This is a genomic window from Streptomyces sp. BHT-5-2, assembly GCF_019774615.1.
Taxonomy (GTDB): domain Bacteria; phylum Actinomycetota; class Actinomycetes; order Streptomycetales; family Streptomycetaceae; genus Streptomyces.
On sequence record NZ_CP081496.1, the window covers coordinates 1,753,063 to 1,765,612 of the forward strand.

Annotated in this window: 11 protein-coding genes, 1 tRNA gene and 1 other RNA gene; 10 read left to right on the top strand and 3 right to left on the bottom strand. The window is 72.3% G+C overall.

The features are described from left to right. Positions 1-99 precede the first annotated feature (99 nt). The gene (locus K2224_RS07715) at positions 100-966 is read left to right on the top strand and encodes a class I SAM-dependent methyltransferase (protein ID WP_221905864.1); all 867 of its coding nucleotides are present in this window, start codon (positions 100-102) and stop codon (positions 964-966) included. A gap of 44 nt (positions 967-1,010) precedes the next feature. Here K2224_RS07715 and K2224_RS07720 read toward each other — a convergent pair whose 3' ends face one another. The 3 genes from K2224_RS07720 to K2224_RS07730 all read right to left on the bottom strand — a co-directional run bounded on the left by K2224_RS07720 (position 1,011) and on the right by K2224_RS07730 (position 2,855). Continuing rightward, positions 1,011-1,940, bottom strand: coding sequence for a hypothetical protein (locus K2224_RS07720; protein WP_221905865.1), 930 nt, complete (start codon positions 1,938-1,940; stop codon positions 1,011-1,013). Between the two features lie 96 nt (positions 1,941-2,036). Beyond that, positions 2,037-2,501 (bottom strand): hypothetical protein, encoded by a 465-nt coding sequence (locus K2224_RS07725; RefSeq protein ID WP_221905866.1) that lies wholly within the window; start codon positions 2,499-2,501, stop codon positions 2,037-2,039. A 269-nt stretch (positions 2,502-2,770) separates the two neighbouring features. Then, a tRNA-Ser gene (locus tag K2224_RS07730) sits at positions 2,771-2,855 on the bottom strand. 120 nt (positions 2,856-2,975) lie between these two features. On the opposite strand from K2224_RS07730, the gene ffs reads away from it, so the two are divergent. From ffs to K2224_RS07775, 9 genes are all read left to right on the top strand, one after another. Further along, an RNA gene (gene ffs, locus K2224_RS07735) (signal recognition particle sRNA small type) lies at positions 2,976-3,074 on the top strand. A 55-nt stretch (positions 3,075-3,129) separates the two neighbouring features. Continuing rightward, a complete protein-coding gene (locus tag K2224_RS07740) occupies positions 3,130-5,604 on the top strand; it encodes a DNA polymerase III subunit gamma and tau (RefSeq protein ID WP_221905867.1) in 2,475 nt (824 codons plus the stop codon). A gap of 239 nt (positions 5,605-5,843) precedes the next feature. Then, the gene (locus K2224_RS07745; protein WP_221905868.1) at positions 5,844-6,197 is read left to right on the top strand and encodes a YbaB/EbfC family nucleoid-associated protein; all 354 of its coding nucleotides are present in this window, start codon (positions 5,844-5,846) and stop codon (positions 6,195-6,197) included. Between the two features lie 75 nt (positions 6,198-6,272). Further along, the gene (gene recR / locus K2224_RS07750) at positions 6,273-6,872 is read left to right on the top strand and encodes a recombination mediator RecR (RefSeq protein WP_067348681.1); all 600 of its coding nucleotides are present in this window, start codon (positions 6,273-6,275) and stop codon (positions 6,870-6,872) included. Then, the gene (locus tag K2224_RS07755) at positions 6,865-7,527 is read left to right on the top strand and encodes a DUF5063 domain-containing protein (protein WP_221905869.1); all 663 of its coding nucleotides are present in this window, start codon (positions 6,865-6,867) and stop codon (positions 7,525-7,527) included. The genes recR and K2224_RS07755 overlap by 8 nt, the downstream gene beginning before the upstream one ends. A gap of 351 nt (positions 7,528-7,878) precedes the next feature. Next, on the top strand, positions 7,879-9,150 hold the full coding sequence (locus tag K2224_RS07760) for an aspartate kinase (protein ID WP_221905870.1): 1,272 nt from the start codon (positions 7,879-7,881) through the stop codon (positions 9,148-9,150). Beyond that, the gene (locus K2224_RS07765) at positions 9,147-10,271 is read left to right on the top strand and encodes an aspartate-semialdehyde dehydrogenase (protein ID WP_221905871.1); all 1,125 of its coding nucleotides are present in this window, start codon (positions 9,147-9,149) and stop codon (positions 10,269-10,271) included. Before K2224_RS07760 ends, K2224_RS07765 begins: the two co-directional genes overlap by 4 nt. A gap of 523 nt (positions 10,272-10,794) precedes the next feature. Further along, positions 10,795-11,370 (top strand): SigE family RNA polymerase sigma factor, encoded by a 576-nt coding sequence (locus K2224_RS07770; RefSeq protein ID WP_018536550.1) that lies wholly within the window; start codon positions 10,795-10,797, stop codon positions 11,368-11,370. Next, positions 11,367-12,515: a hypothetical protein gene (locus K2224_RS07775; protein WP_221905872.1), complete on the top strand. Its 1,149-nt coding sequence runs from the start codon at positions 11,367-11,369 to the stop codon at positions 12,513-12,515. The genes K2224_RS07770 and K2224_RS07775 overlap by 4 nt, the downstream gene beginning before the upstream one ends. Positions 12,516-12,550: the final 35 nt, after the last annotated feature.

Genomic DNA, 12,550 nt, shown 5'->3' on the forward strand with positions numbered 1-12,550 from the left:
CACGACTTCTTGGATGGTAGCTGGGATTGCCAGTTTGGGCACCTGCCCATACTGTTTGGGCACCTGCCCATTCTCCGTCGTTCACCACAGGAGGCACCCGTGCCGGACATCGTCAACACCGAGCAGGCACAGGCATGGAACGGTCCCGAAGGAGTCCACTGGGCCCGCAACCAGGACCGCTGGAACGCCGTGAACGAGGGCTTCAACGAGCCGCTCCTCGATGCCGCCGGCATCGCCGGGGAGCACCAGTCTCTCGACCTCGGCTGCGGCTCCGGGCAGACCACGCGCCTGGCCGCGCTGCGGGCACCCCAAGGACACGCGCTGGGCCTCGACTTGTCCGGCCCGATGCTGGCCGAGGCCCGGGCCTGTGCGGAGCGGGAGGGCATCGCCAACGTCTCCTTCACGCAAGGCGACGCGCAGGCGCACCCTTTCGAGGCGGGCGCGTTCGACGCGGCGATCAGCCGCTACGGGGTGATGTTCTTCGCCGACCCGGTAGCGGCATTCGGCAACGTCCGCCGGGCGCTGCGACCTGGCGGGCGCCTGGCCTTCGTCTGTCCGGCCGATGCCGCGCTCAACGACTGGGTGAGGGCGGTGGCAGCACTGCGTGACTTCCTGCCGGTCGGCGACTTCGGGCGGCCGGGGCTGCCTGGCATGTTCTCCCTGGCCGCCCCCGACCGCATCCGCGACGTCCTCACCGCGGCCGGATTCACCGGCATCACCCTCAACCAGGCAGAGGCGTACGGGGCATGGGGGTGTGGAGCCGAGGACGCGGCGGAGTTCCTGCTGGGAACGGGCCCCGGTCGCCACCTGATGGAACGGGCCGACGCGACTGCGCGGGCCCGCGCCCGCCGCACCCTCACGGACCACCTGCGCGACCACGAGGCGGCGGACGGCACGGTCCGGCTGCGCAGCACGTCGTGGCTGGTCACGGCGGACCACCCGACCGCCCCGTCGGACAGGCTCTAACCCTGTCCGGGGGCGGCCCCGAAGTGCCGCCCCCGGACGGTGCGTCAGCTGACGCGCAGGGTCAGTGCCGCGGTGTGCAGCTTTCCACCGGTCTGGAACTGGAGGAACATCCGCCAGTTGCCCGCCTTGGGCAGCATGGCGTGGAACGACAGGTCCGGCCCGCCGTGGTCACCGTTGACCTTGGTCTCCGGGTGCAGGTGGGCGAACGCCTGGTCGCCCTCGTGGAAGGCGGTCAGGTGGGCATAGGTGTCCAGGTAGGGCTGGAGGTCGGTGACGGGCTTGCCGTCCTTGCTGACGCTGACCGTCATGGGATGTGCCATTCCGGCCATCAGCTCGCCCTTGACCGTGACCGTGTAGCCGTCCACCTCGGTGCTCGAAGTCGCCGCGGGGAGTGGGGTGTTCTTGGCGTCACCGGGGACGGTGAGGGTGCGGCTGAGGACGAGGGCCTTGCCCTTGCCCGTGCCGCCGTCGGGGGTGAAGGAGGCGAACACCCGCCAGGAACCGGGCTCCAGCGCCGAGAGGCCGGCGGTCCAGGTGCCGTCGCCGGCCATGGTGGGGTGCAGGTGCTGGAAGCCGGTGAGGTCCGAGCGGATCGCGTAGAAGTGCATCCGCTTCGTCTGGTCCTCGGCGAAACCGGTCACCGGCTTGCCGTCCGGACCCTTGATCGTGAACGTGTAGTCGCCGGCCTTGCCCGCGGGCAGTTCGCCGACGGTCGAGGTCAGCTGGTAGCCGTCCTTGCCGGCGGCCAGGCCGTCACCGGTGGCCATGGAGCCGTGATCCATCCCCGGCATCGAGCCCATCGAGGGGGACGAGGCGGATGCCGAGGGTGCCGAGCTGTGGTCCATGCCCGGCACGGACGAGCCGGACGAGCCCTTCGACGAGCCGCACGCGGCCAGTGCCAGCGCGAGAACGGCCGCCGTACCGGCCGCCGCGAGACCACGGCGGCGCAGGGGAAAACGAGAAGTGATCGACATCGGAGAAAACCTTCGGGTGAGCGCGCCGCCATCGGCGCGCGCGTGATCAGGACGCGTGGCCCGATGCCCGTACACCTGGGCTCGGGCGCGGCCCTGTCACGTCCGCGCGACGCCCAGCTTCAACAGCACAGCGCGCCCGCCGCCTGGCGGGCCGCGCCGCCCCGCTTCCCCGGCGATCACGCGCCGCCCGGTCAGCGCCCATCCGCACAGGCTCACGACGGCCGCGAAGGCCAGGAGCGAGGGGCTCGGCAACGTGAGCCGGTCGCGGACCGGAGTCGCCACACACTGGGCGCCGTGCTCGCCGAAGACGACCTGAGAACCGGTATGCGCCGAGCCCGTCCCGGCCATCGGAGCCGTCGCGGCGGCGGAAGCACCCCCGCCGTGCGCAGCGGCGTGCCCACCACTCACGGACATGGACACGGGCATGGACATCGGCACCGCGCCATGGCAACCGTTGGCGGCGGTCGCCGGGGCGCCGTGCATGAGGAACAGCCCGAACAGCACCGTGCAGACCGCCATCAGCCGGGCCAGAGCCCGCCCGCGCGACCGCACGCCGTCCATCGCCGCCCCCTCTCCTGCCGGCCGACCCCGATCGAAGCCGACGGGTCAGATCACCGGTCCGACCATACCCGCGGGGCCACGACTGCTTTGGGCCGGCGCCCGCGACGACGGTCACGTGCTCAATGTGAGAGGAAGAGCGCGAATTCCGGTCGGGTGGGGCCCGGCGGGAGGGGGTTCCGGGCCAACTGAGACCAAAACTGAGACCAGGCAACGACGAAGGTCCCGACCGGAATCCGGTCGGGACCTTCGTCTGCCCTGCTGGGCGGGTGCGGAGGATACGAGATTCGAACTCGTGAGGGGTTGCCCCCAACACGCTTTCCAAGCGTGCGCCCTAGGCCACTAGGCGAATCCTCCGCCGCAAACAATACAAGACGTTGGGGAGTGCTCGCGAACATGATCCGGGGGAGGGGGTCGGGTCGAGGGGGTGGAGGGGGTGCGGGTCGTTTTCAGGGGGTGGGATCCGCTAATGTGGGGCGCAGCCCCTCACGTGGCGCTATCTGACTGAACTCCCCCAGGGCCGGAAGGCAGCAAGGGTAGGTCGGCTCTGGCGGGTGCGTGGGGGGCGCTTGCGTTTGCGGGCGGAGCCGGGACGGGCCGGTTGTCAGTGCGGCCCGATATCGTCGTATGCGTGTCGTCCCTTGCGCTGTACCGCCGCTATCGCCCCGAGACCTTCGCCGAGGTCATCGGGCAAGAGCACGTGACCGACCCGCTGCAGCAGGCGTTGCGGAACAACCGGGTCAACCATGCGTATCTGTTCAGCGGTCCGCGCGGCTGTGGCAAGACGACGAGCGCGCGGATCCTGGCGCGCTGTCTGAACTGTGAGGAAGGTCCCACTCCCACCCCGTGCGGGACGTGCCAGTCCTGCGTCGACCTCGCGCGGGGCGGCCGGGGCTCGATCGATGTGATCGAGATCGACGCGGCGTCGCACGGTGGTGTCGACGACGCGCGTGAGCTGCGGGAGAAGGCGTTCTTCGGGCCGGCCAGCAGCCGGTACAAGATCTACATCATCGACGAGGCGCACATGGTGACCTCGGCGGGCTTCAACGCCCTGCTGAAGGTCGTCGAGGAGCCGCCGGAGCATCTGAAGTTCATCTTCGCGACGACCGAGCCGGAAAAGGTCATCGGGACGATCCGGTCGCGGACGCATCACTACCCGTTCCGGCTGGTGCCGCCGGGGACGCTGCGGGAGTACCTGGCGGAGGTCTGCGGCCGGGAGGACATCCCGGTCGAGGACGGCGTGCTGCCGCTGGTGGTGCGGGCAGGGGCCGGCTCGGTGCGTGACTCGATGTCGGTGATGGACCAGCTGCTCGCCGGGGCCGGGGCGGACGGTGTGACATATGCCATGGCGACGTCGCTGCTGGGGTACACCGACGGTTCGCTGCTGGACGCCGTCGTCGAGGCGTTCGCGGCGGGTGACGGGGCGGCGGCCTTCGAGGTCGTCGACCGCGTCATCGAGGGCGGGAACGACCCGCGGCGGTTCGTGGCCGACCTGCTGGAGCGGCTGCGCGACCTGGTGATCCTGGCGGCGGTGCCGGACGCCGGGGAGAAGGGGCTGATCGACGCCCCGGCCGACGTCGTGGAGCGGATGACGGCGCAGGCGTCGGTGTTCGGCGCGGCCGAGCTGAGCCGCGCCGCCGACCTGGTCAACGCCGGACTGACGGAGATGCGCGGGGCGACCTCCCCGCGGCTCCAGCTGGAGCTGATCTGCGCCCGGGTGCTGTTGCCGGCGGCGTACGACGACGAGCGGTCGGTGCAGGCGCGGCTGGACCGCCTGGAGCGCGGAGCCGGGGCGGGCGCGGCGGCGATGGCGCTGGGCGGCGGGCCGGGGCCCGTCGGTGGCGTCGGTCCTGCGGGGGCCGTGCTGGAGTCCGGCGGTCCCTCGGTGGCGTATGCGCCGGGGGCCGAGGCGCATCCGCCGATGCCGGCCGCCGGGCCGTCCGGGCCGGCCGCGGCGCGGGCCGCGGTGCGCGGGGCGTCGGGCGCAGCCCCGGCTCCCGGCCCGGGTGCGGGGGACGGGACGGGCGCCGGTGGCCCCGCGGGGTCCGCTGCGGCCCAGGCCGCTCCTGCTCCCGTTGCGCCCGCCGCGCCCTCGGGTCCTGGTGAGGCGGCCGTGCCGCCGGCCGGGCCCGCGGACGCGGCGCAGGGCGGGGCGGGGCGGCCGGGCGCGTGGCCCGGTGGCACCCGTGGTCCCGGTGCGGCCGGTGCCGGTCAGGGGGCCGCCGCGCGGCAGCCCGGGAGCTGGCCGTCGGCCGTGGCGCCGGGCCAGGGCGGACAGGCAGGTCAGACCGGTCAGAGTGATCAGAGTGGAGCGGGCGGGCAGGGCGTACCCGGTGGCCAGGCCGGTCCGGGCGGGCGGTCCGAGGCCGGGGCGGCGGGCGGAGCGCCCGCTTCCGGGGCCGGGGGGCCGGCGGCGCCCGCGCAGCCTGCGGCCGGCGGGGCGGCGCAGGGCGCGGCCCAGGTGCGGCAGCTCTGGCCGCAGATCCTGGACGCGGTCAAGGGCCGGCGGCGCTTCACCTGGATCCTGCTGAGCCAGAACGCCCAGGTCTCCGGCTTCGACGGCACCACCCTCCAGATCGGCTTCCCGAACGCCGGGGCCCGCGACAGCTTCGCCAACGGCGGCAGCGAGGACGTCCTCAAGGAGGTCCTCGCCGAGAACTTCCAGCTCCAGTGGCGGGTCGAGGCGATCGTCGATCCGTCCGGTGGCTCCGGTCCACCGGCCGGTGGTGCCCGCGGCGGCGGGGGTGGCTTCGGCGGCGGGGCGAGCGGCGGATACGGCGGTGGCTCCGGTGCCCCGCAGCAGCCGGCGTCGCAGGCCCCGGCCCGGCAGGGCGCCCCGGCGGCCCCGGAGCAGGGGCCGGGCGGGGGCGGCGGCCAGGGCGCCCGGATGGCGCGCGAGGCGGTGGCGTCGTCGCCGTCCACCGGCGGCGGTCAGGGCGGACCCGCGGCCGAGCCCTCGTACCCCGCGCCGGAGTCCTCGATGTCGATCGAGTACGACATGCCGGCCGAGGACGACCCGGATCTCGTCGACTCCGCGCTCAGCGGGCACGAGCTGATCGTGCGCGAGCTGGGGGCGACGGTCCTGGAAGAGATCGACAACGAGTAGCCGGCGGTGACGGCGGACGCGCCCCGCGAGCGGCAAGGCCCGTCCCGGACCGCCCGGTGGCGGGGCGTCACCGGGCGGATGCGCTGTGCACGGTGGGCGGGTCGGACGGCGGCGCCGGCCCCTCCGGGGGGCGTACGGGGCACATCAGTGCTCCTCCCCGCGGTGTGGGGCGCCGGGCGCGGGAAACACGTAGGCTCGGGCTACCGCACAAATCGTTGTCGTACGGCAGGAGTCATGTCGTGATCCCCGGTGGTCAGCCCAATATGCAGCAGCTGCTCCAGCAGGCCCAGAAGATGCAGCAGGATCTCGCGGCCGCCCAGCAGGAGCTGGCGGAGACGCCCGTGGAGGGTTCCGCGGGGGGTGGCCTGGTCAAGGCGACCGTGACGGGCTCCGGCGAGCTCCAGGGGCTGGTGATCGACCCGAAGGCGGTCGACACCGACTCCGCCGAGGAGACCGCCGAGACCCTCGCCGACCTCGTCCTCGCGGCGGTCCGCGATGCCAACGCCACCGCGCAGAAGCTCCAGCAGCAGAAGCTCGGCCCGCTCGCCCAGGCGCTGGGCGGCGGTGGCGGCATCCCCGGTCTCCCCTTCTGAGGAACCTTTGGCCTCCCTTTCTGAGGAGTAGCCAACTAGCGTACGCAGCACGGCAGAAGAGAGAGAAGACGTTCCGTGTATGAAGGCGTGGTCCAGGACCTGATCGACGAGTTGGGCAGGCTGCCCGGCGTCGGTCCCAAGAGCGCGCAGCGGATCGCCTTCCACATTCTTCAGGCCGAGCCGACCGATGTCCGCCGGCTCGCGAACGCGCTGATGGAGGTCAAGGCGAAGGTCCGGTTCTGCAGCGTGTGCGGCAATGTCGCGCAGGAGGAGCAGTGCCGGGTCTGCCTCGACCCGCGGCGCGATCCGGCGGTCATCTGCGTCGTGGAGGAACCCAAGGACGTCGTGGCGATCGAGCGGACGAGGGAGTTCCGCGGCCGCTACCACGTCCTCGGCGGAGCGATCAGTCCGATCGAGGGCGTCGGCCCCGACGACCTGCGGATACGGGAACTCCTGGCCCGGCTCGCGGACGGCACGGTCACCGAGCTGATCCTGGCCACCGACCCGAATCTGGAGGGCGAGGCCACGGCCACGTACCTTGCCCGGATGATCAAGCCGATGGGCCTCAAAGTGACGCGACTGGCCAGTGGACTGCCGGTCGGAGGCGATCTGGAGTATGCCGACGAGGTCACGCTCGGGCGGGCCTTCGAAGGGAGGAGACTTCTCGATGTCTGACGCGACGCTCCACGACACGACACAGAACCCCGACGACTTCGCCGTTTCGATCTCGGACTCGATCGAGAGCTTCATCGTCGCGGTGACCGAGGTCGCCAAGGGCGACGAGCCGGACAGTGCGGTGCCCTTCCTGCTGCTGGAGATCTCCCAGCTGCTGCTCACGGGGGGCCGGCTGGGCGCGCACGAGGACATCGTTCCCGACGAGCGGTACGAGACGGACACCGGTCCGGAGCCGGACGTGGACGAGCTGCGCGAGCGGTTCGCGCGGCTGCTCGACCCGGTGGACGTCTACTCCGAGGTCTTCGATCCGTACGTGCCGCGCAGCGAGCCGGTGGCGTCCCGGATCTCCGACGACCTCGCGGACATCATCACCGACCTGCGGCACGGACTGGCGCACTACCGGGCGGGCCGGGTCACCGAGGCCCTGTGGTGGTGGCAGTTCTCCTACCTCTCCAACTGGGGCCCGACCGCCTCGGCGACCCTGCGGGCGCTCCAGTCGCTGGTCGCCCACGTACGCCTCGACCAGCCGCTGGACGCGCTGGACGGCCTGGACACCGACAGCGACGCCAACGGCGACGAGGAGCGGCTCGCCGAGGAGGCCGGCAAGGTCATGGCGGCGGAGATCGCCGGGCCGCTGGGGCTGCACGGGGTGTGACCCCTCGTCGGCACCGCGTACCCGAAACGGAATGCCGGTGTGACCTGGGTTACGTTTCCGTGTGTCCGGGGTCGGAGCGGGAAGGTGCACGCCGAGCCGGTGCGACGGAGCACCGCGCTGGACCGGCGAGGGACACGGAGTTCACGGGCCGCGTTCGGCGCGCTCATCGGGTGCCTTCCGCAAGGTCGATCCACGGTGGGCGCGTTGATCGGGACGCGCGTCCGGTGTCTCACGATGTGGTGGTAGCGGGGCGGATTCCGCCCGCTCGTTAGACTGAGCCGACCGCAGTACCCCCGTGTCAGGGGGTCCGGGAGGGACCCCCTCCCGCAGAGACAGTTGCGAGGAGCGCACGTGGGCCTTGTCGTGCAGAAGTACGGCGGCTCATCCGTTGCGGATGCCGAGGGCATCAAGCGCGTCGCCAAGCGAATCGTCGAGGCCAAGAAGAACGGCAACCAGGTTGTCGTGGTGGTCTCGGCGATGGGTGACACGACGGACGAGCTGATCGATCTCGCGCAGGAAGTGTCCCCGATCCCGTCGGGGCGCGAGTTCGACATGCTGCTGACCGCCGGAGAGCGGATCTCCATGGCCCTGCTGGCGATGGCGATCAAAAACCTCGGCCATGAGGCGCAGTCCTTCACCGGCAGCCAGGCCGGCGTGATCACCGACTCCGTGCACAACAAGGCGCGGATCATCGATGTCACGCCGGGTCGTATCCAGGCGTCCATCGACGAGGGCAACATCGCCATCGTTGCCGGCTTCCAGGGTGTGTCCCAGGACAAGAAGGACATCACGACGCTGGGGCGCGGTGGTTCGGACACCACCGCGGTGGCGCTCGCCGCCGCCCTGAACGCCGATGTCTGCGAGATCTACACCGACGTGGACGGCGTCTTCACCGCCGACCCGCGGGTCGTGAAGAAGGCCCGGAAGATCGACTGGATCTCCTTCGAGGACATGCTGGAGCTGGCCAGTTCCGGCTCCAAGGTGCTGCTGCACCGGTGCGTCGAGTACGCACGCCGTTACAACATCCCGATCCACGTCCGGTCGTCCTTCTCGGGGCTGCAGGGCACGTGGGTCAGCAACGAACCGCAAGGGGACAGGCCGATGGAGCAGGCAATCATCTCGGGCGTCGCGCACGACACCTCCGAGGCGAAGGTCACGGTCGTCGGGGTCCCGGACAAGCCGGGCGAGGCCGCGCGGATCTTCCGTGCGATCGCCGACTCCGAGGTCAACATCGACATGGTCGTGCAGAACGTGTCGGCGGCCTCCACCGGGCTGACGGACATCTCCTTCACGCTGCCGAAGGCCGAGGGCCGCAAGGCCGTCGCGGCGCTGGAGAAGACCCGCGCCGCGGTCGGCTTCGACTCGCTGCGCTACGACGACCAGATCGCCAAGATCTCGCTGGTCGGCGCCGGCATGAAGACCAACCCCGGCGTGACCGCGGCGTTCTTCGAGGCGCTGTCGAACGCGGGCGTGAACATCGAGCTGATCTCGACCTCCGAGATCCGCATCTCGGTCGTCACCCGTGCCGACGACGTCAACGAGGCCGTCCGGGCGGTGCACAGCGCCTTCGGCCTCGACAGCGAGGGTGACGAGGCGATCGTCTACGGCGGCACAGGGCGATGATCCCGGCCGAGGCGGGCCGCCCGTCCCTCGCCGACACGGCCGGGACGGGGGCCCGCCCGGCCGCCAAGCCCCACCTCGCGGTCGTCGGCGCCACCGGTGCCGTCGGCCGCGTCCTGCTCGGGATCCTCTCCGAACGGGCGGACGTCTGGGGCGAGATCCGGCTGATCGCCGCGCCCCGCTCCGCCGGCCGCAAGCTGACGGTGCGCGGTGCGGAGGTCGAGGTCCTCGCGGCGAGCGAGGAGGTCTTCGACGGCATCGACGTCGCGATGTTCGCGGTGCCGGACGAGGTCGCCGCGCGATGGGTGCCGGTCGCGGTCTCCAAGGGCGCGGTGGCGGTGGACAATTCGGGCGCGTTCCGGGCGGACCCGGACGTGCCGCTGGTGGTGCCCGAGGTCAACGCGTGCGCGGCGCGGATCCGGCCGCGCGGCATCGTCGCCAACCCGGCCTGCACCACACTCTCGATGATCGTCGCCCTGGGCGCGCTGCACGCCGAGTACGGGCTGAGCGAACTGGTCGTCTCCTCGTACCAGGCGGCGTCGGAGGCCGGGCAGGCCGGCACCGACACGCTGCGGGCGCAGCTCTCGGCGGTGTCCGGTACGGAGCTGGGCACCGCGCCGGGCGACGTCCGGCGGGCGGTCGGCGACACCCTCGGGCCGTTCCCGGCGCCGCTCGCCCTCAACGTCGTGCCGTGGGCCGGCGCGCCGGCGGCGGACGGCTGGTCCTCGGCGGAGCTGACGATCCGGGAGGAGTCCCGGAAGGTCCTGGGGCTGCCGGAGCTGCCGGTCACCGCGACCTGCGTGCGGGTGCCGGTGCTCACCGCGCACTCGATGGCCGTGCACGCGCGCTTCGAGAACGAGGTGACGGTCGCCGGGGTGCACGAGCTCCTGGCGGCCGCGCCCGGGGTCGTGCTGTTCGACGACCCGGCGGAGGACGCCTATCCGACCCCGTCGGACGTGGCCGGCACGGATCCGACGTGGGTGGGGCGGGTCCGGCGGTCGCTGGACGACCCCCGGGCGCTGGAGCTCTTCGTGTGCGGCGACAACCTGCGCAAGGGGGCCGCGCTGAATCTGGCCCAGATCGGGGAGTTGGTGGCGGGGGAGCTGCGGGGCGCGGAGGAGTAGCGGGAAGGGGGAGCGGCGGGCCGGCGGAGTGCGGTGCGGTCGGCTGGTTTCCCCGAGGGGGTGCGGAAGTTGGGGGGAGTGGCTGCGGAGGGGTGCCCCCCTGCGCGATGATTTGTGAGACGTGTGAAGATTTCGTGTATGGAGTGCTGGTCCGAACCGCTTGATCTGGGCTGATGTTCTGTTCGATCATTCGCTTCCCGCGGTGCTGCAACCGGCGGGCGGCATCCGGCGTCTTTCCGGGTCACCCCCTGGGGCGGCCCGCGGCACGCGCGGACCGCTTCCGGGGCCCTGGGGTGGCGGAACGATTGCGTCAGGGCAGTCGTATCAGGGCAATTGGGGCATTTGGGGAAGAGCTGGTACGCATGAGGGCATTTGACGCATCGCCACAAGCGGTGCCTTGCGCGTACAACCCTTTTGGGGGGAAGCGTGTCCAACAGGCGTGGCAGAGGTACTCGGATTCACCATCGCCCCGGCGGGAGCGGCAGGCGCAGCAGTGCGCCCGCGCCCACGGGGCTCCGGGGGCATGCCGGTGATCGCCCCCTGGTCCGCCGCGCGCCCCGCGCAGCTCTCGACGCAGCGTGGGGACACTGACGACGCGATGGCAGCCGGCACCACAGTCGACCACCTCACCGAGACCTACCGGGCGCACTACCGCTCGCTCCTCGGCCTGGCGGCACTGCTCCTCGACGACACGGCCTCCTGCGAGGACGTCGTACAGGAAGCCTTCATCCGCGTGCACTCCGCCCGCGGCCGGGTGCGCGACCCCGAGAAGACCCTGGCCTACCTGCGACAGACGGTCGTCAACCTCTCGCGCTCCGCGCTGCGTCGCCGCATCCTCGGGCTGAAGCTGCTCTCCAAGCCCATGCCCGACATGGCGAGCGCCGAGGAGGGCGCGTACGACCTGCTGGAGCGGGACCAGCTCATCAAGGCGATGCGCGGTCTGCAGCGGCGCCAGCGCGAGGTGCTGGTGCTCCGCTACTTCGCCGATATGACGGAGGCTCAGGTCGCCGAGACGCTGGGAATATCGCTCGGCTCGGTCAAGGCATACGGCTCGCGGGGGATCGCGGCGCTGCGCGTCGCCATGGAGGCTCCGGCGTGAGTGCGGCAAGACCCGACCGGGGAAACACCGGGCACGACGGGGGCGACCGGGACGGCCGGGAGGCCGACCTGGGGGCCGCCGGCTTCGGCGAGGGCGGCTCCGACGACGCCGGTTTCGGCGGTGAGGACGAGCTGCGGCGGCTGCTACAGACCAGCGTCGCCGACCTGGAGCCCGCGCCGGACGCGCTGGAGCAGCTGCGGCGGGCGGTCCCGGCGCGGCGCCAGCGGCGGCGCCATGCCCTGGTGGGCGCGGCCGCCGTGCTGCTGTTCGGCGGTACGGCGGTCCCGGCGATGGTGCATGTCGCGAGCTTCGGCGACGCCCCCGGCGACCGTCCGGCCAACGCCGCCAGCAGCCGGAGCGCCGACCAGCAGGACAGCAGCGGTGCGCACGGCGAGGGCACCGAACGGTCCGGCACCCGGCCCACCGGCGGGGACGGCCGGATGCCCGGCCCGGAACGGCCGCCGGGCAAGGAGGACAAGGGCGCCGCGACCCCCGGTGCGGATCCCGTCCCCGGCGTCGGTACGCCCGCTCCGGACACGACCATGGACGTCACCTCGCCGGTCTGCGGACGCGACCAGCTCGGCAAGGGGACCTCGACGGTCGGCCCGGCCGACTCCGCGGGCCGGGTCTACGGCGCGTTCCGGGTGGTGAACACCTCCGACGCCGCGTGTTCCGTCCAGGGCGGCGGGACCGTGGACGTCACCGCGCAGGGCACCACCAAGGCCGACAAGATCCATGTCGTCGACCACACCTCCGGTGACGACGCCACCGGGCTGCCGGACCCGGCGATCACCCCCGACCAGCTGGTGCTGAAGCCGGGGCAGGCGTACGAGGTCAAGTTCGCCTGGATCCCGGCGGCGGGCGGTGGCCCGTCCGGGTGCGTCAGCCCGAAGCCGTCGCCGACGCCCGACCCGTCCAAGGCGCCGGGGGAGTCGCCGGCCGCCGCGACGTCGGCGAGCGGCAGCGGCGGCGGCACCGGGGGCCAGGCCGGTGGCACCGAAGGCGCCAAGGACGGCGGCGCGGCGGCCGGCGGCGTGGTCCTGACCCACACGCCGGAGGCGGGCGAGCCGGTCGCGGCCGACGCCAAGCTCACGGACGCCTGCGCGGGCACGGTGTACCGCACGGACCCGCTCGCGGCTCCTTAAGGACCTGTCCGATGGGTCGGCCGGGTCGTTCCGTG